Annotated in this window: 19 protein-coding genes and 2 tRNA genes; 11 read left to right on the plus strand and 10 right to left on the minus strand. The window is 63.2% G+C overall.

The features are described from left to right. The first annotated feature begins 55 nt into the window (after positions 1–55). Positions 56–3,964 (plus strand): hypothetical protein, encoded by a 3,909-nt coding sequence (locus CH293_RS11545; protein ID WP_094720280.1) that lies wholly within the window; start codon positions 56–58, stop codon positions 3,962–3,964. A gap of 194 nt (positions 3,965–4,158) precedes the next feature. Here CH293_RS11545 and CH293_RS11550 read toward each other — a convergent pair whose 3' ends face one another. Together CH293_RS11550 and CH293_RS11555 are read right to left on the minus strand one after the other, a co-directional pair. Continuing rightward, a complete protein-coding gene (locus tag CH293_RS11550; protein WP_176459985.1) occupies positions 4,159–5,070 on the minus strand; it encodes a pseudouridine synthase in 912 nt (303 codons plus the stop codon). Positions 5,071–5,145: 75 nt separating this feature from the next. Further along, positions 5,146–5,472, minus strand: coding sequence for an excalibur calcium-binding domain-containing protein (locus CH293_RS11555; protein WP_094720282.1), 327 nt, complete (start codon positions 5,470–5,472; stop codon positions 5,146–5,148). Between the two features lie 110 nt (positions 5,473–5,582). On the opposite strand from CH293_RS11555, the gene CH293_RS11560 reads away from it, so the two are divergent. The 3 genes from CH293_RS11560 to CH293_RS11570 all read left to right on the plus strand — a co-directional run bounded on the left by CH293_RS11560 (position 5,583) and on the right by CH293_RS11570 (position 7,646). Continuing rightward, positions 5,583–5,786 carry a DUF3072 domain-containing protein gene (locus tag CH293_RS11560; RefSeq protein ID WP_037111620.1) on the plus strand — a complete coding sequence of 68 codons (204 nt, stop codon included), beginning with the start codon at positions 5,583–5,585 and terminating at the stop codon, positions 5,784–5,786. Between the two features lie 51 nt (positions 5,787–5,837). Continuing rightward, entirely contained in the window at positions 5,838–6,467 is a 630-nt protein-coding gene (locus CH293_RS11565) for a YrhK family protein (RefSeq protein WP_094720283.1), read from the plus strand. Between the two features lie 141 nt (positions 6,468–6,608). Beyond that, on the plus strand, positions 6,609–7,646 hold the full coding sequence (locus CH293_RS11570) for an alpha/beta hydrolase family protein (RefSeq protein WP_037111624.1): 1,038 nt from the start codon (positions 6,609–6,611) through the stop codon (positions 7,644–7,646). On the opposite strand, the gene hisC is transcribed toward CH293_RS11570, so the two are convergent. Further along, the gene (hisC, locus tag CH293_RS11575; protein WP_094720284.1) at positions 7,643–8,704 is read right to left on the minus strand and encodes a histidinol-phosphate transaminase; all 1,062 of its coding nucleotides are present in this window, start codon (positions 8,702–8,704) and stop codon (positions 7,643–7,645) included. The two genes, CH293_RS11570 and hisC, sit on opposite strands and share 4 nt — an antisense overlap. 91 nt (positions 8,705–8,795) lie before the next feature. Here hisC and CH293_RS11580 point away from each other — a divergent pair, with 91 nt between their 5' ends. The 3 genes from CH293_RS11580 (at position 8,796) to CH293_RS11590 (ending at position 9,829) form a co-directional block, all read left to right on the plus strand. Further along, the gene (locus tag CH293_RS11580) at positions 8,796–9,548 is read left to right on the plus strand and encodes a dienelactone hydrolase family protein (protein ID WP_037111628.1); all 753 of its coding nucleotides are present in this window, start codon (positions 8,796–8,798) and stop codon (positions 9,546–9,548) included. Between the two features lie 73 nt (positions 9,549–9,621). After that, positions 9,622–9,711: transfer RNA gene (locus CH293_RS11585), tRNA-Ser, on the plus strand. Between the two features lie 45 nt (positions 9,712–9,756). After that, positions 9,757–9,829, plus strand: a tRNA-Arg gene (locus tag CH293_RS11590). A 122-nt stretch (positions 9,830–9,951) separates the two neighbouring features. Here the strand turns inward: CH293_RS11590 and CH293_RS11595 are convergent. Together CH293_RS11595 and CH293_RS11600 are read right to left on the minus strand one after the other, a co-directional pair. Beyond that, positions 9,952–10,569, minus strand: a complete 618-nt coding sequence (locus tag CH293_RS11595) for an NAD(P)-dependent oxidoreductase (RefSeq protein WP_094720285.1) — start codon at positions 10,567–10,569, stop codon at positions 9,952–9,954. A gap of 22 nt (positions 10,570–10,591) precedes the next feature. After that, positions 10,592–11,377 carry an inositol monophosphatase family protein gene (locus tag CH293_RS11600; protein WP_217900756.1) on the minus strand — a complete coding sequence of 262 codons (786 nt, stop codon included), beginning with the start codon at positions 11,375–11,377 and terminating at the stop codon, positions 10,592–10,594. A gap of 72 nt (positions 11,378–11,449) precedes the next feature. Here CH293_RS11600 and CH293_RS11605 point away from each other — a divergent pair, with 72 nt between their 5' ends. Next, positions 11,450–12,346, plus strand: a complete 897-nt coding sequence (locus tag CH293_RS11605; RefSeq protein ID WP_217900757.1) for a LysR family transcriptional regulator — start codon at positions 11,450–11,452, stop codon at positions 12,344–12,346. A gap of 181 nt (positions 12,347–12,527) precedes the next feature. Beyond that, positions 12,528–17,018 (plus strand): EAL domain-containing protein, encoded by a 4,491-nt coding sequence (locus CH293_RS11610; RefSeq protein ID WP_255122819.1) that lies wholly within the window; start codon positions 12,528–12,530, stop codon positions 17,016–17,018. Between the two features lie 10 nt (positions 17,019–17,028). On the opposite strand, the gene CH293_RS11615 is transcribed toward CH293_RS11610, so the two are convergent. Genes CH293_RS11615 through CH293_RS11635 form a run of 5 tightly spaced genes read right to left on the minus strand, consistent with a single transcriptional unit; the run spans position 17,029 to position 23,081 of the window. Further along, complete coding sequence (locus tag CH293_RS11615; protein WP_369597562.1) at positions 17,029–18,099, minus strand: lipocalin-like domain-containing protein; 1,071 nt, start codon at positions 18,097–18,099, stop codon at positions 17,029–17,031. Between the two features lie 35 nt (positions 18,100–18,134). Continuing rightward, the gene (locus CH293_RS11620; RefSeq protein WP_094720289.1) at positions 18,135–19,622 is read right to left on the minus strand and encodes an aldehyde dehydrogenase family protein; all 1,488 of its coding nucleotides are present in this window, start codon (positions 19,620–19,622) and stop codon (positions 18,135–18,137) included. Beyond that, a complete protein-coding gene (hmgA, locus tag CH293_RS11625) occupies positions 19,619–20,941 on the minus strand; it encodes a homogentisate 1,2-dioxygenase (RefSeq protein WP_094720290.1) in 1,323 nt (440 codons plus the stop codon). Before hmgA ends, CH293_RS11620 begins: the two co-directional genes overlap by 4 nt. After that, the gene (locus CH293_RS11630) at positions 20,938–22,191 is read right to left on the minus strand and encodes an oxygenase MpaB family protein (protein ID WP_094720291.1); all 1,254 of its coding nucleotides are present in this window, start codon (positions 22,189–22,191) and stop codon (positions 20,938–20,940) included. The genes hmgA and CH293_RS11630 overlap by 4 nt, the downstream gene beginning before the upstream one ends. Beyond that, a complete protein-coding gene (locus CH293_RS11635) occupies positions 22,188–23,081 on the minus strand; it encodes an alpha/beta fold hydrolase (RefSeq protein WP_255122820.1) in 894 nt (297 codons plus the stop codon). Before CH293_RS11635 ends, CH293_RS11630 begins: the two co-directional genes overlap by 4 nt. Before the next feature lie 365 nt (positions 23,082–23,446). Here CH293_RS11635 and CH293_RS11640 point away from each other — a divergent pair, with 365 nt between their 5' ends. Continuing rightward, positions 23,447–24,031, plus strand: coding sequence for a hypothetical protein (locus tag CH293_RS11640; RefSeq protein WP_255122821.1), 585 nt, complete (start codon positions 23,447–23,449; stop codon positions 24,029–24,031). Further along, entirely contained in the window at positions 24,028–24,510 is a 483-nt protein-coding gene (locus CH293_RS11645; protein ID WP_037104169.1) for a hypothetical protein, read from the plus strand. The genes CH293_RS11640 and CH293_RS11645 overlap by 4 nt, the downstream gene beginning before the upstream one ends.

A 24,510-nucleotide genomic window follows, 5' to 3' on the forward strand; every position in this document is an offset into this window, starting at 1 on the left:
TGAGTCACCCCCCCACTTTCAGGGTCCGCTGCGAACGCTCGCTGAAAGGGCAACAGTGGCAACCGAACTCGCTGTCGCGTATGTGTCGATCGTTCCAGAGACCTCGCGGCTCGTTCCCGAGTTCAACCGTCAGGTTGGACCGGGTCTCGAGCGCTCCGGACGCGAGCAAGGCCAGCGCTACGGCAATGCCTTCTCGGGCGCTGCGGGCAAGCTCATCGGTGCTGCTTCGGGGCTCGTCGCGGGCGCGGCCATCGTCGCGTTCGCGAACGAGTCGATCAAGTCGCTACAGCGGATCGAGCGGATCAACACTCAGACCGAGACCGTCATTCGCTCGACGGGCAACGCGGCAAAGGTCTCTGCCGAAGAGGTCGAGGGGCTTGCTGGCGAACTCGAGAATCTGACGGCGACCGAGGCCGAGACGATCCAGCAGGGCGCGAACTTCCTGTTGACGTTCAAGAACATCCGCAACGAAGTCGGCGACGGCAACGACATCTTCAACCAGACGGTCGGCGTCATGACCGACCTGTCTCGGGCCACCGGCACCGACATGAAGGCCGCATCGCTGCAGCTCGGTAAGGCCCTCAACGATCCGATCAAGGGCATCTCGGCTCTTGCCCGCGTCGGCATCACGTTCTCGGCCGAGCAGAAGAAGCAGATCGAAGGCTTCGTCGAGACGAACGACATCCTGTCGGCTCAGAAGATCGTTCTCGGCGAGCTGGAGTCTCAGTTCGGTGGATCTGCGGAGGCGTACGCGCAGACCACCGAGGGCAAGATCGAGCTGGCCAAGCACGCCCTCGGTACCTTCGGTGAGGCCGTCACGGCGCAGGTGTTGCCTCCGCTGGCTGCTATCGGCACTGCAACCGCTGCCGCGTTCAACGGACTCGCTGAGCACTCGGACGAGGTTCTGCTGATCGCCGGGGCGTTCGTGGCGTGGAAGTTCATCCCGCCCCTGATGGCCCAGATGAGCAGCAGCGTCGGCTCTGCTGCAGCGCGAGTGGGTGCGTTCAATACCGCGACGACGTACATGCGGACCGCAGCAGGCCGCTCGCAGGCCGACGTCGGCCGTCTGACTGCCACCATGCAGGTCCTCGGCCAGCAGGGCGGCAACATCGGCCGCATCGGAACGGCGTTCACCAACGCGTCGACTCAGGCGTCTCGCTTCGCGACGACGGCCGGTCTTGCGGCGGCGTCAGGTCGCGCCATGCAGATCGCTGGCAGCGGCATCGTGGGCGCTCTCGGTGGCCCGTTCGGCATCGCTGTCCTCGCTGCCGGTGCGGCGCTGTTCTTCTGGGTCAAGAAGAATCAGGAGGCGAAGGCTGCAGCCGAGGCGAACGAGGCTGCGATACAAGCAATTTCCGACACTCTGGATGCGCAAACCGGAGCGGTCACTCAGAACACGATCGCGGCCCAGGCGAAGATCCTCGCCGACAACAGGATGATCGACAGCGCGAAGAACTACGGCATCGCAGCGGCCGATCTCGTCAACGCACACCTCGACGACGCCGACGCTCTCGCGAAGGTCAACCCGGTCATCGAGGAGAACATACGGAAGTCGACCGAGGCGTCGAACGTCTACAAATCGAACGCGGAAACCTATGCAGCAGCGGGAGTTTCGCTCGATGACTTGACTGCAGCATTAGGCGGCAACAGCGACAAATACAGCGAAGTCGAAGGCAAGATCGACTCGTACAACACGCGAATGTCGGCGGCGGGCGCGAACGAGACGGAGAAGGCGGCGTCCCTCGATCGACTGAAGACGAGCCTCGATCAGGCGGGCATCGGCGCCATCGATCTCGGCGAGTCGGTTACGACGACGAACGGTCAGCTCGCCGATAGTCGTCAGGTCACCGAGGACGCGGCTGCAGCCCAGACGAAGGGCGCGGAAACAGCGAACGCGTTCACCGAGGCGATGGACAAGTACAACGATTCCGCGGCCACCGCCGAGGATCGAACGTCAGCGCTCAAGGCCGCACTCGACGCTCTCAACGGAAACCCGCTCGATCTCGAGGAAGCGAACGCCTCGCTCAACGAGGCTTTCGACAGCACGGCCGAGGCGGTCAAGCCGAAGGAAGGCGAAGCGGCACCCACCGTCAATCTGGACACCAACACCATCGACGTCGCCACCGAGGCGGGCCGACGACTGCTCGACGTGACCGTAGCTCAGCGAGACGCCACGCTCGACGCCGCGCGGGCAGCGAGAGACGCAGCAGTCGCGAACGGTGACCTGGAGGGCTCACAGGCCGCGGCAACGGCAGTTGTCGAACAGTCGAGGCAGAAGTTCGTCGAGCAGATCGGCACTCTCGGCATCGTCGGAGACGAAGCGCAGCGTCTCGCCGACAAGTACATCGGGATCCCCAGCGTCGTCTCGACGCTCATCGAGGCACCGGGCGATGTCGAGACTCAGCTCGCGATGGACATCCTGAAGAACAAGGTCGACCTTGTTCCGGACGACAAGTCGATCACCGTCGACACCCTCGACGAGGAGGCGAAGAAGCGACTCGAAGCGCTGGGCGTGAAGGTGCGCGATCTACCTGACGGCAATGTCGAGGTCTACGCCGACACGACGGCCGGACAGACCGTCATCGATCAACTGATCAACACACCGCGCAAGATGACGGTGACGATCGATACCGTCCGAACGGCGCAGGCAGAGCGAGACTTCCGGGCACTCGGCGGCGACATGCCGATGCAGGGTCCGGTCGCTCCGGTCTTCAACGCGAACGGCAACCTGCTCGAATTCTTCGCTGGCGGTGGGCTTTCGCCCATGTCCAGCCGAAGGGCTCAGGTCGTGCCACCGAATACGTGGCGCGTCGTCGGCGACCGACCGGTCAACGATGAGTTCTTCATCCCCGACACCGACCAACCTCAGCACGTCAGTATCGGTGCGGAGTGGGCTCGGCGCCGCGGACTGATCCTCGTCGACCCGAACCAGCCAGTGCGCGCTTTCGCGGACGGAGGAATCCAGAACGCCATCGAGGCAGGACGGGGCGTCACCGGCAACCGCTACCTCTGGGGCGGAACAGGCCCGACGAACTTCGACTGCTCGGGATTCGTCGGATGGCTGCAACAGATCGCGATGGGCATCGTCGGATCGACCAAGCGCCCCTATACGACCTACTCGCTCATTGCTGGATCGTTGGCCGGTCTCGAACCGGGCCTCGGACCTGCGGGCACTCTGTTCCAGGTCGGCGTCTCCGACGAGCACATGGCAGCGACTCTCGAAGGGCACAACGCCGAGTCGGGAGGGTCGCTCGGCGCGTCCGCCATCGACAGCGGGGCAGCAGGAGCTGCAGACAGCCAATTCCCGTACAAGTTCCACCTGCCGAACGCTCTGCTCAATCCACAGCCCACACCACCGGCAGCGCCAGTCGAGGCCACCGACCCGGCGACGACAGCACTCGACTCGACGATTACGGACAGCACCACGACGTCGAGCACGATCCCCGAGACCGCAGCGGCGACCCAGCCCGAGCTGTTCTCCGTCAGCGACCGACTCAAGAAACTCGGCTCGGATCTCAGCAGCGTTGCCGTCGATGCGATGCTCGAACAGATCCCGTTCGGCCTCGGCGAGTCCCGCTTCCTGACGACACCGCTCATCCCGGCCGCTCCGGACGCCTTCCCGAAGGAAGACATCGCTAACCAGCTCCCAGTGACCCCGGGGCATGGCAACTGGCTGGAGGACTGGGTCAAGGCACTACGTCGACCCGCGAGCATCCCAGTGTTCGATCAGGGCGGCGTCGTGGCACCCGGCATCAACCTCATCAACAACAAGACCGGCGCCCACGAAGCCCTGGCGAACGTCACCGGGTTGCTCGAAGCCATGCCAGCCGAAGGCATCGGAGGGTCAGGACCGGACTTCTCGATCAACAACGTGACGATCACCGGCCACGACACCAGAGAGGTCATGCGCCAGATGAACGCGCTACAGACTCGGCAGATGATGCGCTACGGCGGCAAGCCGTGAAACTCGTCTGGCCACAATTTGGCCACACATGGCCACGATTAAGGTCGATTCAGGTGGGTTGTACGAGGCGTCAAATGCCTGGTGGGACCGGGTAAAGCGCATCGACCAGCAGGGCGCAGAAGAGTTCAAATCCCTCCGCTTCCGCAGCACGACGACGGCCCCGGTGCTCACCGGGGCCGTCGTCGTTTCGTTCGTCATGTCAGGGCGTGATCCAGGCGTCGGGAAGTCTGAAACTGTCTGGATCTGCCGGTCAGCGGGTCGGTGAATTCCATCGTCGAGGCCAAGAGTTGCAAGGGCTCCGTGAAGTCGTCGACGGCTCGGTCGGTGGGATGCGGATAAAGATCGTCGCCGACGATGGGGGTCCCCATCGAGTTCATGTGGAGGCGTAGCTGATGGGTACGTCCTGTTGTCGGGTGAAGTCGATAGTGTCCCAGCGTATTTCGGTGGTCAAGGAGTTCGACGGTGGTGTGCGCATTCGGCTCGCCCGCGACTTCTCGGGCGGCGAAGTCGTATTTTTCCTTGACGATGCGACTCGATACTTCGCGCGGAAAGTGGAGTGCAGGATCGTAACCGGCCACGGCCTCGTAGACCTTGCGTACTTTTCGGTCCTGGAACAGGGTCTGGTAAGCGCCGCGTACGGTCGGATCGATCACGAACAGCACGAGACCTGCAGTGACTCGATCCAGTCGGTGCGCCGGAATCAGATGCGGCAGAGCCAATTCCTGGCGTAGGCGCACCAATGCTGTCTGCAGAATGTGTCCGCCGCGCGGGATGGTCGGCAGGAAGTGGGGTTTGTCGATCACCAGGATCGTGTCGTCGCGGTAGACGATGGGGATGTCGAACGGGACCACGGTTTCGACGGGGAGATCGCGATGGAACCAGACGGCCCCGCCCGGGGCGTACGCGGTGTCGCGGCTGACAGGACCTTGCATGTCGACGATGGCGTCGGCGTCGAACATCTCGTCGATGCGGTCCGGTGACATCCGTGGTTCGGTCGCGACGAGAAATTCACGCACGGTGACCCACCGGCCGTCTTCCGGCATTCGCACCCGGGCTGGATCCAGGCCGTGCCTTTTCGGCAACGGGGGTTGCTGCCGTCGTCTCACCGACCGACGGTACCGAGTTCGCACTTGTGCAGGCAAAACGCAGCCCGAAAGCTGCACAAGTGCGAACTCGAGGAATTACTCGCAGCCGATGCCGTCGTTGTCGCGGTCGAGGTGTGGGCCGTAGCCGTATTCGTCGCGGTAGACGGGGGCGGCCCCTGCGTCGCGAGCCTCGGTGCAGTTCTTGTACTGGAACGTGGACTGTGGCCGGGGTGCTGCCTGAGGCGCGACACGTGGTGCGGGAGCCGGCTGCACGAACGCGGGGCAGAACTGCGACGAACCGGAGTTGCAGAGGAAGTCTGCGACGGGATCGGCGCTTGCAACGGATGGACTGATGGCCATCGTGGCAGCGAGGGCGATACCGCCCAATCCGAGACGGGCGAGCATGGAGGTCTTGCTGGTCATAGGTGTGGCTCCTGAGCTGAGGGGGTTTCAATCGTCGAGCAGGTGTGATCAAACGGTCAATCATCTGCGCGAATGAGTTTGGAATCCGACGCTCGTGCGTATACGAACGTATGAGCGAAAACGAGCAGGTCAACCAGAACCCCGAGAAGGATCCCGACCAGTGGGTGACCGGCGACGAGCCGATCACCGGTCCGCAGGAAAGCTACTTGAACACGCTGGCGCAGGAAGCAGGCGAGGACGTGCCGGCCGATCTGACCAAAGCCCAGGCGTCGGAAATGATCGACAAACTGCAAGGCGAGACGGGTCGCGGATAACCATCCCCGACGGGTGAGGACGGCCTGGGCGGAGCCCGCGACAATCGGCCGGTGAATGTGCAGGGGCTGCGGCGGGAGTCGTGGGGGTTCGTCGTCGGTTCGCTGCTGTTCGGGATGGCCGCGGTGCCTGGTTATGCGCATTGGGTAGGCGTCGACGTCGACAACGTCACCTACTTCGTGGGTTCGTTGTTCTTCACCGCGTCGGGTTTCATCGCGTTGAGGCTCAGTGGGCGCCCGGTACCCGGTTCGGAGTCGGCGAGGGTAGAGCACTTCGACTGGTGGGCGGCTGCGGTGCAGTTCGTGGGTACCGTTCTGTTCAACGTGAGCACAGGTGTCGCCCTGGTGGCCGGGTTGACGGCGGCCCAGGCGGACAAGTGGGTGTGGCGTCCCGATGTGTTCGGCTCGGCGGCTTTTCTCGTTGCGAGCGCGCTCGCTGTCGTAGCGACCACCGAAACGGACAAATTGTGGGATCCGCATGCTCGTAACTGGCGGAGCACGTGGTTGAACATGATTGGTTCGATCGCGTTCGGATTCTCGGCGGTGGGGGCATTCATCAGGCCTGCGACCGGGGATCCGGCGAACGCGTCGATGGCGAATCTGGGGACGCTCGTCGGTGCACTGTGTTTTCTCGTTGCGGCCCTGCTCATGCGGCCTTTGGGACGAGTCCCAAACAACTCGTAGAACTTTTGTACGACCCTCCTTACGACTATTGTGAGCGGAACCACAGCTCGCGGCACGGCTGCCTACCGGTGAGTTACCTTGTGGAACAGATGTTGTTCGTGTTGCGCCGGAGACGGGGTGACGGGGGAGGATGGATCAGTAATGCACCGTCGTGTTCTGGCAGCGCTCGGAACCGGTATCGCGCTGTCGATATTCGGGTCCGGTGTGGTGTCTGCCCAACCGCTCCCCGGGACCGGTAGCTCGGAGGGGGCCCCGGCACCGTTCTCGCAGTCTTCGCCCGCCACATCTGCGCGTATCGACAAGGTCGAGATGTTGACCGATCGTCGTGCAGCGGTTTTCGTGGACTCGCCTGCAATGGGCAAGATCGTCCAGGTTCAGGTTCTGCTTCCCGCCGCGCAAGCTGTCTCCCGCCCCACGCTGTACGTGCTCGACGGCGTCAGCGCAGGCAAGGAATCCAACTACGCGGAGAGCACGTGGACGCAGAAGACCGACATCGTCGACTTCTTCGCCAACAAGAACGCCAACGTTGTTCTGCCGGTGGGTGGTTCGAGTAGCTACTACACCGACTGGAACGTTCCGGACCCCATCCTCGGTGTGAACATGTGGGAGACGTTCCTGACGCAGGAGCTCCCACCGCTGATCGACGCGCGGTTCTCCGGCAACGGCACCAACGCTATCGCCGGTGTGTCCATGGGCGCACAGGCCGCGATGGATCTCATCACCCGTCACCCGGATCTCTACACCGGCGTCGCGGGGCTGAGCGGGTGCTACGACAACTCGCAGAACAACTTGAAGGACGCAGTGCGCGCAACGGTCGCGATGAACGGCGGCAACGCAACCAACATGTGGGGCGAGAACGCCGACCTCCGCTGGGTCGAGCACGATCCATCGCGTAATGCAGAAGCGTTGCGCGGCAAGGATGTCTACATCTCCGTCGGTACCGGACTGCCCGGTCCGTACGAGCTCGGCCCCGGTGGAAGCGGACTCGAGGTGGCAGCGCAGGGTGGCCCGCTCGAGGCTGCTGCGCTCTACTGCACCACTCTGTTCGATACGCGGCTGCGCTCACTCGACATCGACGCGACCGTCGTCTATCGCCCCTACGGCATTCATCAGTGGGTGTACTGGCAGGACGATCTACGCGAGTCCTGGCCGACGCTCGAGCGGGCTCTGGGCCTCTAGAGGGCCGCGGTCGCCGCGTAGTTCAAAAATGCGTCGTTCTCGTGCGGGTCACCGATGGTGATCCGCACGCCGTCGTTTCCGTAGGCACGCAACAGGACTCCGGCCTCGGCCGACCCTTCCGCGAAGGCGCCGGAGCGGTCGCCGAGCGGAAGGAACACGAAGTTCGCGTCGGAATGTGCTACGTCGTAGCCGTATCCGATCAGCGCGTTTCGTACGCGCTCACGTTCCGCCACCAGCGCATCGGTGCGGGCAAGAAGCTCGTCCTTGGACGCCAGCGATGCCAATGCGGCTTGCTGTGCAATGGAGTTGACGGCGAATGCGATGCGCACCTTGCCGAGGGCGGTGATGATCGACGGATCGCCGACGGCATAGCCCACGCGCAACCCGGCGAGTCCGTACGCCTTGGAGAAGGTACGCAGGACCAGCACGTTACGACGACCACGGGCCAACTCGACTCCGTCGGTGTAATCGCCTTCGGGGTTCTCGCGGGCGTACTCGAAGTAGGCCTCGTCGAGCACGACGAGTACATGCGCAGGGACGGCGTCGAGGAAGTGCTCGAGCTTCGAACGACGGACCACCGTGCCGCTCGGGTTGTTGGGGTTGCAGACGAACACCACACGGGTGCGGTCGGTGATCGCCGCGAGCATCGCGTCCAGGTCGTGGACGTGGTTCGCGTCGAGCGGTACCTGCACGGGGGTTGCTCCGGCGACACGGGTGATGATCGGATACGCCTCGAACGAGCGCCACGCGAACACCACTTCGTCACCCGGTCCACAGGTGATTTGGACGACCTCCTGGCAGAGTGCGACGGAGCCGTTGCCTGCCGCGACGTTCTCGGGTGCGACTTTCAATTCCGAGGCGAGGGCTGCGACCAATTCGGTGGCGAGGATGTCCGGGTAGCGGTTGACGCCTGCCGCGGCTTCGAGAATCTTCGCCTGAACGCTCGGCAGCGGCCCCTGGGTGGTCTCGTTGCTGGCCAGCTTGATCGCCCCGGGAAAGTTGCGGCCGGGTACATAGGCGGGGATGGCGTCGAGGTCGGTGCGTATGCGAGCGGTCACGGCTCACATTATGCGCCTGGCGTTCATGTGCTTTTTCTGTGTGTCCGCCGGTATTGATGCGAGCACCGCACGAGCGCACTAGTTTGGGTTCATGTCGGGAATCTTCACGGATGTGGCAGTGCTCCGAATCGATGTCGACCCCGGTGTGGTGGAAGCCGACACCGAGCAACCACCTGCGGTGCAGCAGAAAGTCCCCCTCACCGCCATCGAGCCCGACGGCAGTGTGCGCGGCGGCATCGTCGTCCTGCACGAGTCCCGCGAGATCCCGGCGTCGCTGCTGGATCTGTTGCGCGCCCTCGCGCTGGAGGGTTGGTTGGCCGTCGCTCCTGACCTTTTCCATCGCGACGCCGACACCGACGGCGACGAGGTCTTCGGCGAGAACCTCTTCGCCGACTTCGACGCCACGTTCGACTGGCTCACCACTCGAGGCGTCTATCCGGACTGCGTCGGCGTCATCGGGTTCGACGACGCTGGGACCGCCGCGCTGATCGTCGCCACCAATCGTCCCATCGGTGCAGCTGTCAGCGTCGCCGCAGCCGGGATTCTCGAGCCGTTGAACGACGACGCCGTCGCGCTCGTCGAAGCCGCGCCGTCGCTTCAGGCGCCGTGGCTCGGCCTGTACGGCGAGAACGACCCCAAGACCCCACCCGAGCACATCGAGAGCCTTCGGGAGGCGGCGACGAAAGCGTCCGTGGCAACCAATGTGGTCAGTTACGGCGGACTCGGTCACCGAGCTGATGCCCCGCCGTCACCCGGCAGCGCCGAGGACGGGGATCCGACGGCGGCTGCCCTCGTCGAAGCGCAGACCCGAATCTTCGACTGGTTCGACTCATTCCTTCGCTGACCAGCCGTTTTGCGTTAACCGTGTAGGCATGTGTAATCTTCTTCCTCGGCGGTCCGAGAGGGCCGGCAGCCTAGGAGGCGTGCCAGAGCGGCCGAATGGGAGTCACTGCTAATGACTTGACCCTTCACCGGGTCCGGAGGTTCAAATCCTCTCGCCTCCGCCACGGTTGGTAGAGTTCTACCGGCCAGCAAGACCAATTGAATAGCACGCGCCCGTAGCTCAACGGATAGAGCACTTGACTACGGATCAAGAGGTTAGGGGTTCGAATCCCTTCGGGCGCACAGAAGAAAATGCCCCGAGCTGCAGCGATGCAGTTCGGGGCATTTTCGTTTCCGGCCCGACTCGACAGTCACTCGACGCAGCCTGCGGTGCGGCTGAAAGTGTCGAAGGCTCCCGCAGGGTTTCACCCGCGCACAGGGATCACTGTCACTCCGGGGAAGACGCAGCTCTCGGCTTCGTCGAGCATCGCCGCGGCAACGGTTGCGCGGCTGATTGTCGCGGGGAAGATCCTTCGGGGGGCATCTTCGAGCGCAACTGTCTTCCATGTGTCTGCACGCAGTTTGTCGGTCAGCGGTCCAGCATGGAAGACGGTTCCTCCCGCACCGAGGACCGCAGCGTCTGCACTTACTTTGTCGGGCAGTTCTTTTCCCATGACGCGACGCAGTAGCCAGCGGGTGAACACGCCGGCGGCCTCGCCTGAGGTACCCGTTCCGAAGGCGCCGAGCCAGATGATTCGGGATGGTCGGGCGGCGATGATGCTTCGCGCGCCTGCGTCGAGGGTTCCGACACCACCTGTGGTGACCCCGAGACCTGAGATCACGATGGTGCCGGGGTCGATGACACGCTCGATGGATTCGGCGTCGAACACGTCGGCCGACACCTTCGTCAGGTGCGGGGCGTCAGGAAGGGCGATTCGGCCGGGATCGCGCGCTATGGCGACAACGGTATGTCCGCGTTCGAGTGCTTGCCCGGTCAGCTGGTGTCCGGTAGCGCCCGACGCGCCGAGGATGGTGATGTGCATGACTTGCTACCTTTTCGATCGATCAGATGGAGGAGAGGGTGGCCGAAGCCTGTTGCGCGAGCGATCTATTGGACACGAGAATGTCGGCGCTTCCCGGGTGCCACGGGGTCCCGTCGATTCGCGTTGCGATTCCGCCGGCTTCGGTGGCGAGAAGTAGTCCGGCTGCCACGCCGGGGAGCGTGGGGCGATATTGCCAGAAGATGTCGGCGTGGCCCGCCGCCACGGACAGAAGTGGGAAGGTCGACGGCACGGTTGCGCGCACCAACAAGCTCTGGCCCAGCAGTGCCTCGACCGACCGAGATATCGCCTGGTGAGTGTCAGTCTGTCCGTGCTCTGCCTGACCGGTGAGAGCAACGGCGTCGGCGAGGTCGCGCTTGCGAGCCACGTGAAGTTCGGTAGTGCCCAGGTACGCGCCGCCGCCGGTGACCGCGGTGTAGGTCCTGTCTCCGATCGGTTGCCGAACCACCGTGAGTGTGGGAGCGCCGTCGACGACGAGTGTGACCGTCACGCACCACTCGCCGGATCCGTGGACGTGATTGACGTTTCCTTCCACCGCGTCGACAACCCACCACTCGCCGTCCGGTAGCGAGGTGGACGACAGAGTGTCCGGCAGCCACTGGGCATTCGGTCGAAGCGAGGCGAGTTCGTCCCGTAGGCCGGAGACCGCGTCCTCGTTCCGGCGCATGGCGTCGAACAATTGGGTCCGGTCGGTGGGGCGGCTGTCGGGATCGAACAAGGTCAGGAGCGTCTCGCCTGCGGCGTGTGCGACCTCCTCGACCTGAGAGAGAAGTGTGCTGGAGATGTCCATGTCGCCAAGTTAGGCTCCGGGAACAGTTAACTCCAGTGCAATATTGGAATCTATTAGTTTACTCTCGTGCATGTGGATCTGAACTTGCTACTGGCCCTGGATGCTTTGCTCGAAGAGAACAGCGTCCAGGGTGCGGCCGATCGGATGCGGCTCTCAGCCCCGGCAATGAGTCGTGCCCTGGGGCGAATCAGACGTGCGACGGGTGACGACATTCTCGTGAGATCGGGCCGAACGATGGCGCCGACCCCCCGTGCTCTGGAGATAAGAGACGAGGCCGGTGATCTCGTACGCCGCGCGAGTGCTCTACTGACTCCCCGGCGCGAGGTGGACCTCGCTCGAGTCGACAGGACGTTCGTCGTCCGGTGTCACGATGCGCTTCTCGGCACGCTCGCGCCGCGTTTGCTCGATATGGTGGCCGATGCAATGCCTCAGGTTTCCGTACGGTTCGTGGCAGAGGCCGCGAACGACGACCTCGATGTGCAGCGTGGGCGTGTCGATCTCGATATCGGAGCCACCAGCGCTTCTGCTCCGGACATCTCGTCGACATTCGTGGGAACAGACAGGGTGGTAGCTGCGATGCGGCCCGGGAATCCACTCGCGTCGGACGTTGTCACGGCGGCGTCGTTCGCCTCCGCTCGACATGTCATCGTGTCGAGGAGAGGGCGTGATCGAGACCGCGTCGACGAGGTCCTGGGGGGAATAGGCCTCGATCGACGCGTGTGCGCGGTTGTTCCGACGAGCTCCTCGGCGTTGGAACTTGTATCGGACTCGGATCTCGTTGCCGTAGTAGCGGAAGGCATGTGCGCCGCCCCAATGCGGCGGTTCGGGATCGTCGCCAGAAGTCTCCCGTTCGAGTTGCCAGGCAGTCCCGTCCACATTCTGTGGCACCGACGCAACGACAGCGACCCGCCGCACGCGTGGCTGCGGTCACGGGCGAGGGACGTTCTGGACGCAGTGCTCACGAAGTAGGTCGAACGCGGCGGCGTTCGAACACTGTTGGAAAACTCGCCTCGAATGTTGCCCCGGTCATTGTCCGTGCGACACACTGCGCGGTGCGCCAGTATGGCAGAGTGAGGTGCTCGAGGCCCTTCTAGGCCGTCGGGTGGGTCGTTCGAAGGGGAGCCTTGTGCGCGAGGATTCGGATGAAACCGTGCCGACATTGCGGGTGATCGTTGTCGGTAGTTCAGCTGGTGGGCTCGACGCTCTGACGTCGATGCTCGGAGTAGTCGAGGTGGGCCTTGGCTGGTGCGTAGTGGTAGCCCAACACATGGCGCCGACAGAGGCCAGCGAGCTTGCCCACATTCTCGATCGTACGACAGACCTGCAGGTCGTCGAAGCTGTCGACGGGGCTCCACTTCGCGCGGACACCGTTTTCATCGCGCCACCGGGCCACGACATCTTGGTCGATGGTCATCGCATCGCAATCGAAGCCCCCAGTGCGAACATTCGGCCGTGGCCCAGTATCGATCGTCTGTTCATCTCCGCGGCGCGGGCGTTCGAGGACAGGTCTGTCGCCGTCGTCCTGTCCGGTACCGGAAACGACGGAGCGTCGGGAGTCGAGGCCGTCGAGTCAGCCGGCGGTCTCGTTGCGGTACAAGAACTGGCAACAGCGGCCTTCGAGCCGATGCCGGCGGCCACATTTGCAACTGGATCGGTGGATATCGAGGCACCGGCGCAGGACATCCCCCGTGAACTGAAGCGCTACCTCGACAACAACACACTGATGGACTACGGCGGTTCACTCACAGATGACCTCGCCGATACCGTCCATCTCGGTCCGGCGCACCTCGACGACATTCTCGAGGCATTGCACGCAGAGACCGGACTCGACTTCTCGGGATACAAGACCTCGACACTGGAACGTCAAATCGCCCGGCGACAAAGACTTCTGAACATCGGAAGCGCGAGCTCGTATGCCACGCTTCTGCGTGATGCTCCCACCGAGGCATCGGCACTGTCGAGGGCGCTTCTCGTGACCGTGACGGCGTTCTTTCGTGACCGGGATGTCTGGGACGGTATCCGCGAGCATCTACGCACAGCCGTCGAAGCATCGGGATCCGATCAGGTCCGAATTTGGGTGCCCGGCTGCGCAAGTGGTCAAGAGTCCTACACAATAGCAATGCTGGCTGCGGACGTACTCGGTGTCGAAGCCGACGAACTGTCCAGTCGTGTGAAGATCTTCGCCACGGACCTCGACGAGCACGCCTTGAATGTCGCGCGAGCCGGTAAGTACCCATCGAGCGAGGCCGATGAGATTCCTGAGAATTATCGCCGCCAGTGGACGCGCATAGTCGACGGCACAGTGGAAATGCTTCCCGCGCTGCGTGAAAGCATCGTGTTCGCTCGTCACAATGTGGCGTTCGACCCGCCGTTTCCCAACCTCGATCTGATCTCCCTGCGCAACACGCTGATCTACTTTCAACCGCGACTGCAGGAGCAAGTTCTACATCTGTGCCAGTTCGCCCTGAATCCGAAAGGGTTGCTGCTGCTCGGTCAGAGCGAACGCGTTCCACGTACCGATGAGGCGTTCACGGTCGTCGATCCCGATCGCCGCCTGTATCGCAGGCGCCAGCATCTCCGTGTGCTCGGGCTTCCACTCCGCGGAGTCTTTCCGCTCACCCGTTCACCGAAACAAGCTGAGCAGGTGGATGTTTCGACGCACACTTCCGTCGCCGATCGAGAGTTCTACCGCGACATCGTCAGATCCGTGGTGCCCGCGGCGCTTATCGTCGACGACAGGTCGATCCTCATCGAGGTGGTCGGTGATGTCGGGAAGTGGTGCACGATAAGCGAAGGCGTACACAGTGGCAGTGTCGTCGACCTTCTGAAGGAGCAATACCGCGCGACGGTTCGTGCCATGCTCAGCCAAGTTCAGCACAGTGCCCCGAAAGCGACGACCCGAACGATTCGATCCGACGAGGCAACTACCCGGATATCGGTCACCCGGATCGGCTCCTCCCTTGCCGACGGCAGCGGCGATGGCGCGATTGTTGCCTTCGACTCCGAACCGGTCCTTCACGTCGGCCTGGATCCGGAAACAGTCGGTACTGCAGTAGATTTCAGCGACGAACTCGAGACCGTCTACGACGCACTCCAGGCGACAGTCGAGGACCTCAGCACAGCCAACGAGGAACTGCAAGCCCTGAACGAGGAACTGCAGGCATCGTCGGAGGAACTGCAGGCGTCGTCCGAGGAAGTGCAGGCGTCCAACGAAGAACTCGAAGCGACCAACGAAGAACTGACGACGCTGAACCAAGAGCTCACAACGCGCGGAACCGAATTGACGCGTGCGAACATCGATCTGGAGAATATTCAGAGTTCCCTCACGAATGGACTGGTCCTGCTCGACAGAGACCTCCGCGTCACTCGGTTCACGCCCCTGGCGGTACGTCTGTTCTCGCTCATACCGTCGGACATCGGTCGGACTCTCAGTGCGGTCCCGACGGCCATCACCGTTCCCGGACTCGACGACGCGCTGCAGAGAACATTGGGCGGGGATTCGATACTCATCGAGCTCGAAAGCGACCAGCGTGACTTGCTGATGCAGACGCAGCCCTATCGCGGAGACAACAGCGAGATCCTCGGCGTCATCGTCGTGGTCATCGACGTCAGCGACATCACAGCCGAGCGGCGGGCGCGCGAACGGGCCTTGACCAACCTCGAAATAGTGACCGAGTCCATTCGAGAACTCGTCTGGCAACGCGACACGTCCGGAGTGTTGACCCTCCTGACCCGCCGAGTAGAGGCGCTGTACGGTCTGGACCGCACCCGTGTCCTGGCCGACCCGTCGCTTCTCCTGGCTGCAGTGCACCCCGACGATCGCGAGCGTGTAGCTGCGGTCTCCGCGTCGACGGACCAGAGTTGGCAAATTCAGTACCGAATCATCCGACCGGACGGCACGATCCGATGGATCGACGAGTCGGCCACCTACATGCAACCACCCGACGGGTCGCCGCCGGTGCGAGTGGGCAGCGCATTCGATATTTCGGAGCAGAAAGAGCTCGCGGTGCGTATCGACGGCCAAGCCAAGCTCATCGAGTCGCTGTTTCTCAACTCGTCCCTGGGTCTGCTCCTGGTCGACGGTCGGGGGCGGATCGAGCGGGTTAGCCCCGTGATCGAAGCCATGACCGGATACACCGCCGACGCGATCGAAGGACGCATCCTGTCCAGTCTCATACCGTCGATTCGGCACGACAACGACAGCCGGGCACCGACGAATCGCGCGCTGGTTCGCGCTGACGGACACACTGTTCCGGCTTCTGTCGAGTTCGTCGACGGTGCCGGGGTGGGTCGATCCGTTGTCGTCGTACAGGACAGTTCGCGGTTGCGCCGTCTGAGTGCAGAGCTGGCCGCGCATGAGCAGTTCGATCAGCAGACCGGCCTGCTCACGCGCACGTTCTTTCGTGCCCGTGCCACCGATGTGGTCGCTGCGAGCAACGACCCGTCCGCGGTGCTGTGGATCGACCTCGACGGCTTCAAGGAAGTCAACGACAGGTTGGGCCATCGGAACGGTGATCTGGTTCTCGGTGTCGTCGCCCATCGTCTGAAAGGCGCAGTGCGCAAGGACAACCTGATCGGAAGGTTCGGAGGTGACGAGTTCGCAATACTGGTCAGTCGCGCAGACGATCTGGATGCTCTCGACAGTCTGGTTCACCGAATATTGAATGTCGTACGCGAGCCGATCGTCGTCGACGAGTCCCACGCCTTCGTGTCGGCGTCCATCGGAATAGCCGTACAACCGACCGACGGCAACACAGCTGACGAGTTGCTCCACAACGCAGACGTCGCAATGTATTCGGCAAAGCAGAACGGCCGCGACCAACACGTCTACTTCACTACTGAGATGGACCGCGATGCCGACGCGCGTGCAACTGTGCGCCACCAGCTCTCAGCGGCGGTGAGATCCCGCGATTTCGAGCTGCATTACCAACCAATTCGTTCGATCGCGACCGGTGACATAGCGATGATCGAGGCTCTCGTTCGGTGGAGGCGAGACGGTGAGCTGGTCAGTGCGGGCGAATTCATCGATATCGCGGCCGACACCGGCCAACTCCGCGCCCTCGGCCATCTCGTACTGGACTGCCTCATCGAGGACGTCGGTACACTGCACGAACGGTTCGGAACCGACCATCCACGCGTGGCGGTCAACATGTCAGCCACTGAACTACGTGAGCGCGACCTGATGGACAGACTCCTAGGATGGCGCCCGGCAGCGGGGTTCGAGAAGATCGTCATCGAAGTCACCGAGCAGATCACCCTCACACCCGGTGACCGAGCGTTCGGTGTTCTCACTCTTCTACAGAGACTGGGCGCAACGATCAGTATCGACGACTTCGGTACCGGCTACTCCAATTTGGAGTTGCTCGGCCAACTCAAACCGGGGATCATCAAGATCGACCGATCGCTGACCGAACGCGCGGCCGAGGACTCGCGGGGGGAACGCATACTCGAAGCAGCGGTAGGGCTCGCACACGCCCTCGAGACCACTGCAGTCATCGAGGGGGTAGGGGATGCGAGGTTGTCGGCTGTCGCGGTGGCATCCGGAGCCGAGTTGGCTCAGGGCTACCACCTCGGACGGCCGATGTCCCTGCCGGACATCATCGATTCGATCTCCGGTGATTTAGCGGCCGGTCCAACGTGATGTGAATCGGTCAGTTGAGCGCCACGAGTTCGTGCAATGTCCTCCCCGTCCGGACTTCGGTTCTACCGTTCCGGGTGACGGTGAGCTCGAAGGTCGAATCGAACCGGAAGTATCCGGGGTGTCCGACGAGTCGATACAGCAGCGGCCGGACAGCTTTGTGGCCGGCCACGGGTACGTCGCTCAGCAGATCGTGTGCATGAACTACCGTACCGACGGTCAGTATCAGCTTCACCACGCCGGGGATCTCGATCCGAAGCCACTCCGGGTATGCGCGATTGGCGACGGCGTTGTACTTCATCGGCCCTTCCGAGACTTCCGCTTCGCCGGAGCTGAGAATCACCTCGCCCTTGTACGCCAGCATCAGCGGTCGGCTCTCGTGCGCTCCGAGTCGCTCCTTCGTTTTGACCAGTGCGTAGAGCAAGGAGTAGTCGTCGTCGTACAGGCGCCCCCAGTGCCACCGGTCGATGACGCTCTTCATGTCGCCTGCACCCCAATTGTGGTCGGCGTACCCCCGTCCGGTGACGGTCTTCGTCTCTGCTCCGATCGTGATCGACCCCTCGACACGTGCACGGGGAGCAGCGACTACCCAACCGAATACATCGGTCCCCCCGAACAGGGTCTCGCCTTCGCCCGGCATCCAGCTGGGCAGCTCGTTGTGGAACCGTAGGTCGAACGTCACGTCCTCTTCCGAGAGCGACAGATGATGAATCGGAAGACCTTCCTGCGGGAACTCGGCCCAGGCGTGATTGGGTCCCACTCTCACATCGCATCGAGCGATCGATGCCGAGGCGTGTTTCTTGGAGTATCGCGTGAAGATCTGACGGCGGGTTCCGTCGGGCGCGTAGATCAAGATCTCGACACTGGGTTTGGCCACCAATGCCGGTTCCTCGGGCCGCCGGAGGTTGAGGAAGCCGATGATGGTGTGTCCGTCGTCGAGGTGCGCGTCGAAGTACCAGTGTTCGAAACCTGTGCGACTGCCCGGCACCGGGTGCGCGCCGTTGTGCCGCGGTTGAACTGTGGTGAGGGCGGCGTCGGCTCTGCCCGGCCCGTTCCAGGTTTCGACGATCTCGGGAGCTGTCATCTGTGGATCTCCGTTTCGTGCGGTGAAGTTCGGCATCACATGCTGTCGAAGCCGATGTGGACGGTCTTTTCCTCGGTGTCCCCGTCGAGTCCGGATCGGCCCAGTTCACGTCCGATACCGCTTCCTGCGCGGCCTCCCCAGGGCAGCGCTGGGTCGGGAACTCCCCACCCGTTGACCCACACCGTGCCCACACGAAGCTTCTCGACGACGGAGTGGACGCGAGAGATGTTCTGCGAGTACACCATCGCATTGAGTCCGTAGCGCGTGTCGTTGGCGATTCGAACGGCTTCCTCGGTGGTGCGGAATCCGATCACCGTGGCGACGGGTCCGAAGATCTCGTCGCGGGCGATGGTGAGGTCGTTGGTACCGCGGAACACCGTGGGTTGCGCGTAGAAACCGGCGCCGCGCTCACGTTTGCCGCCGCAGATCAACTGTGCGCCCTCGGATATTCCGGAATCGATGTAGCCGTCGATGCGGTCGAGTTGCTTCGCGTTGACGATGGTCCCCATCGTGGACCTGTCGTCGAACGGATCTCCGACGACAGCGCTCTCGGCCGCGGCAACGAGTCCGTCGACGACCTGGTCGATGACCGACTCGTGCGCCAGGACTCGCGTCCCAGCGGCACATACCTGTCCCTGGTGGTAAAAATTCCCCATCGAGATCCAGGGCATCGCAGCCTCCAGATCCGCGTCCTCGAAGATCAACTGCGGTGCTTTTCCGCCGAGCTCGAGAACGAGTTTGCGGAAGCTCTCGCCCGCAAAGCTCCGAATCGACTGGCCGACAGTGGGACTTCCGGTGAAGGAGACCTTGTCGACGCCGCCATGGCCTGCCAGGGCAGCCCCCGCAACCGGACCGAGGCCGGTGACCACGTTGAGCACCCCGTCGGGAATACCGGCTTCGGAGGCGAGCTCGGCCAGTCGCAGCGTCGACAGCGACGCGTCCTCGGCAGGCTTGACGACGGCGGTGTTCCCTGCGGCGAGGGCGGGGGCAAGCTTCCAGGCTGCGATGAGAGCCGGGTTGTTCCACGGGGTGATCGCCGCGACGACACCGAGAGGTTGCCGTACCGTGTAGCCGAATCGTTGCTGCGGGCCGAAGTTCGGCAAGGACATCGCCGAACCGGAGATCTTGTCGGCCCACCCGGCGAAGTGCCGGAACGCTTCGGCCGCACAGGGAATGTCGCCGCCGACGGAGTCGCGGTACAGCTTGCCCATCTCGACGGCTTCGAGTGCCGCGAGAGTCTCGGCATCGGCTTCGATCAGTGCTGCCAACCGGGTGAGGGCTTTTCCTCGTTCGGGGCCACTGGTTCGGGACCACTCGCCGTGCTCGAATTGATGGCGCGCAGAGCGAACGGCCGCGTCGACGTCCTCCTGGCCGGCCGCGGCGATCTCTGCGACCACCTCGCCGGTAGCAGGATCGGTCGAGGTGTACGTCGCACCGTCGGCGGCCCCGACACGGGCTCCACCGATGCGAAGCAGCGGCTCCGGTAGATCGAATACGGGTCGTGTGATGTCGGCCGTGGTCATCGTGACTCTCCTGTGGCTGCGGAATCCTGCGAATCGAAATGTCGTTGCAAGCCGCTCCACGAGGAGTCGTAGTCCGGCTGTCGGTGTTTCGCGTTGTAGGCGAAGTCCGTCGTGATCAACGGGAGTCGTGTCTCGAACATGAACGCCAACGAGTTCTCTAACTTCTGCGGCACCAAATCTGCACTCGATGCGGTGTCGAAGGTCTCGAGATCGGGACCGTGGGCGCCCCACATGTTGTGCAGACTCGCCCCGCCGGGGATGAATCCTTCCGCCTTGGAATCATGTTGTCCGCGAACAAGGCCCATGAACTCGGTCATGATGTTGCGGTGGAAGTGGGGTGGTCGGAACGAATGCTCGGCAACGTTCCACCGTGGCGGGAAAATAGCGAAGTCGACATTGGCTTGGCCGGGTCGCTCCGATGGAGAGGTGAGCACGGTGAAGATGGACGGGTCGGGATGGTCCCACCCGACGGTGCCCATCGTGTTGAAACGGTTCGTGTCGTACTTGTACGCGCTGTGCGTACCGTGCCACGCCACCACATCCAAGGGTGAGTGATCGTATTCTGCTGCCCAGAGCTGCCCACCGAACTTCTGGATCACCTGCACCTCGTCAGTGCGATCTTCGTAGGCAGCAACGGGGTACGAGAAGTCCCGTGCGTGGGCAAGTCCGTTCGACCCGATCGGGCCGAGTTCGGGTAACGCGAAATAGGCGCCGTAGTTCTCGCAGATGTATCCGGCGGCGGAATCATCGTGCAACGACACCCGAAACTTCACCGCGCGGGCGATCACGGCGATCTCGCCGGGTGCGACGTCGAGGAGCCCGAGTTCGGTGTGCAGCCGGAGGCCACCCGACTGCGGAACCACGAGTAGCTCACCGTCGAGGTCGGCGAAGTACCTGTCGGTCATCGACCTCGTCGCGTGATACATGTGTACCGCGATACCGTTGCGCTCCAGAACATTGCCGTTCGCGGCGATGGTGTGGACACCGTCGAGGAAATCAGCGTCGGGCCACGGAGTGCCGAGCGGATTCCACCGCAATCGATTGACATCGAGTATCCCGTCGGCGAGCGGAGCCGAACGGAAGAGGCCGTTGTCGATGCGCTCGAATCTCGGATGACGCGCGGACGGGTGGATTCGGTACACCCACGTGCGCCTGTTGAGCTCCCGCGGTTCGGTGAACGCCGTACCGGAGAGTTGCTCGGCGTAGAGGCCGTAGGGTGCTCGCTGCGGAGAATTCTGCCCCCAGGGTAAAGCGCCGGGGATTGCCTCGGACTGATGTTCGTTTCCGAATCCAGTGCTGTATTCCAGGTTCTCGGTCATCGTCGCAACGCTCCCTGTGCGTCGAACTCGGCCTCCCGGCCGTCCATCTGGGCGCGGAGCCAACTGCGCCGATGTCGATCGGCGATGCGCTCCATCCGACGTCCGGCCCTCGGAACAGTCCGCCGGACGAGCTCGAGGACAGTGATGAGGGGGAACCGGGCGATCACGATCAGAATCCACGGAAACGTAGAGGGCATGTCGTACTTCGCACGCGTCGCCGGGCCCATGAACAGTGTGGTGTAGGCGCCGTAGATTCCGTAGTTGTATCGAGCGCGCATGCGGGCCAGTCCTTTCTGGTGCGGTCTGGGTGCGAAGCTGGCAGGAAAGGACTCGATGAGTTCCTTGCCGTGCACCCCCGCGTCGTAGCTTCGTGCTGCCGAGACCATGACAGTCATGCGGAGGGAGTCCGCGATGGTCGTCGGGAAGTTGCGCACGTCGACACCCAGCAGATGGCCCATGAACTTCTGGAAGTGCAGCAGCGCGCGAATCTCGGTCGGTGTGGTCTGCAGTCCTACCAGTCGGAGCGCCAACGCAGGCACGGTACTGCCACCCAGTAACGTCAACATCTGATATCCCTGGCTGATCGGGTACCCCCATTTCTCGGTGTCCCACTCCGGGTGGCCGTCGATGCGCCGTCGGACAGCAACGTGCATCACCCGTACCTTCATCGCGGTGGCGCGGCCGGTCGAGCCGATGCGCAGCAACGCTCCTGGCTCCGAGGTATCGACCCAGAACTGGCACGTTTCCAGAAAGCGCCGCAGGGCGTTGTCGCCCGCGTACCCGCCGGCGAGAGACAGCGGTGTCGCGACGGCGGCTTCGGTGTACATCTCCAGGGTGATTCCGCCTGCGACGGCGAACAACATCGTTCCCCAGCGGCGCCAGATGGCAGCGCCCTGCTCGACGAGATCGGGCCGCACCCAGTCCGGCAGCGTCTCGAACTCGTCGAAGAGCACCCGCATGCTGGCCGGCACGTCGTCGAGCGCGTCGATACCTTCCGTCAGAGCGCGTTCGAGTAGTGCTCGCCCACCCTTCGGATCGGCTGCGAACACGTCGTCGACGAAGTTCTCGGCGACCGTGTCTCCGCGAAACAGGCTGTCGCAGAACTCGGCGGCAACATCGTCACTCGGAAAGATCGACGTCCCGAACACGTGGCGCGCGGCCGCCTCGAGTCGAGCGATTCGAGGGTTGCGGCGGTGTTCCCAATACGTGAAGGCAGTCGGAACTCGCATCGCGTTCTGGGTGAGCGTCATATGTTCTTCTCCATCCAGGCGCCGCACTCGCCGGTGACGGTGCCGATTCCGTGCGGCTGATCGACGAGATAGTGATTGAGTTCGGGCAGTTCGACCAAGGTGGAATCAGGACTGGCATCGTGCATCGCTCGAGCATCGTCGGCGAAGGCAGCTTGGTCGCCGAGCAGCGAGACGATGAGGGTCGGTGCGTGGATCCTCGGTAGATTCTTCAACGCGTCCGCCCCGGTGTGATCCGAACTCCATGTGCTGAGCCAACTCCGCACCGACACGAATCGGGCAAGTCCGCCTGCGGCGGTGTTGGCACGTTGTGGATCTCCGTACATGCTTCCCAGCTCCCTGTCGCTGGGATCGAGCGTCAGGTCGACGAACCGAGGATCGGCGACGGTGCGGTGCACCACGAACGCGTGATCCGAAGCGCCTCGTGCGGACAGTGTGTCGAGCTCACGAATCGCCCAGTCGTCGATCCTTCTGATGCGCTCGAGCTGAGCCGCGCGATACTGCTCGACCCAGTCCCGATCCAGGGGGACAGTGCGAGAAGGGTCGTACAGGTCGAGTGCGGGGTCGGTGGAGAACGGATCCGATTCGTCGGTGACCGAGGCGTCGATCCAGTGCCTGAGGACCCTCGCACGTCCGGAATGGGCCCCGACGAGCATCAGGCCATCTGCCGGGACGAGAGGGGGACCGTCGACCTCGACGGTCTGCGTCTCCGCCTGCTCTTGGTAGTAGGTGGACAGCGAACCACCGCCGCTGAAGCCGAGAAGGATCACCTTGTCGAATCCGAGTTCGTTCTTCATCCACCGGACGCCGGATCCGAGGTCGGCGATGGCGCGTTCCATCAGTAGTGCCGGCTCGTTGGAGGTGTATCGCGTGTTGAGCCCCATGATGGGCATGCCGGCCTCGGCGAAGCCACGAAGAAGAAAGTGTGACAGGAAGTCAGAGGTGGGATGTGCGAGCAGGATCCCTACGCCGAGATCGTGGCTGTGCGGCGCAACGAAATTGGCATGCAGGGTGGGGTAATGCCGCGATAGACCTGAGTGCATCTCCACTCGGCCGTCCCGAGCTGGTTCGTACTGAATTCTCTGGAAATTGTCGACGATCACGTCTGGGTCCGCCTCCTAGGACGAATGCGATCCGAGTCACAGAAACGTACCATACTTCGAGGTATGGACAAGGGCGCTTTTTCTCGGGCATTCGGCTGCGGAGTATCCATACTGTGTAGTACGGTCGAATTTCTGCGGACCGGGAAGGTGACGACGTGAGTCAGCGAGAAACTCTGCTGGACAGTGCATCCGAGGAGGACGAGGACAGTCCGGAACGGGAACCGAGCGAGCTCGAATCTGCCTCGTCGAAGCCGGCGAGGCAGGTGCGTCGCGGGGCGGTGGGGGCTGCGGTGCTCGCCGTGGTGGCGCTCGGCGCAACGGCGGGAGTGCTGCTTCACCAGCATCGCACGTTCGAGTCCGCGCACGACCTCGAGCAGCGCTATCTGCAAACCGCACGACAGAGTGTGCTCGACTTGACGACCATCTCGGCAGCCACTGTCGACGACGACGTCGCGCGGGTACTCGAGCGGTCGACGGGAGCGTTTCGTGACCAGTTCGCCGAACGCTCGGACGATTTCGTCTCGGTGGTAGAGCAGGCCGACGTCCGGGCGACGGGATCGATCACCGAAGCGGGTATCGAGAACTCCGACGACAGTGCCGCGAGTGTCCTCGTGGCGGCGACCTCCAGCGTCACCAATTCTTCCGGGGCGCAGGAAGAACCGCGAGTGTGGCGGCTTCGAATCACGCTCGACAACGAGGACGGGACGATTCTGGTCTCCGATGTGGAGTTCGTGCCATGATCGGTCGTCGAGCATTCGCAGTGGGCCTGTCGCTGGTGCTCGTCGGTGCGGGAGCGTCGACCGCCTTCCTGTACGCGCAGACCCGTACGGACGAGCAACTGTCCCAGTCACGCTCGGCGATCGGTGACGCGGCCGACGACGGTGCGGTCGCCGTGCTGTCCTACAGGGCGGATTCGGTGGACGCCGATATCGAGCATGCAGCGTCGTTCCTCACCGGAGATTTCCTGAGTTATTACAGTGCGTTCGGTGCAGAATCGATCGCTCCTGCGGCCAAGGAACGCGGAATCATCTCCAGCGCAACGGTCTCGGCGAGTTCGATCGTGTCCTCGTCGGAGGATTCCGCCGTTGCACTGGTCTTCGTGAACCAGAACATCACCTCGACCGACGCCCCCGATCCGAAGGCGGCGTCGAGCAGCCTTCGGATCGAACTCGATCAGGTCGACGGCCGATGGTTGATCTCGAAGTTGGATCCGATCTGA

The organism is Rhodococcus sp. 14-2470-1b (assembly GCF_002259415.1).
Classification (GTDB): Bacteria; Actinomycetota; Actinomycetes; order Mycobacteriales; family Mycobacteriaceae; genus Rhodococcoides.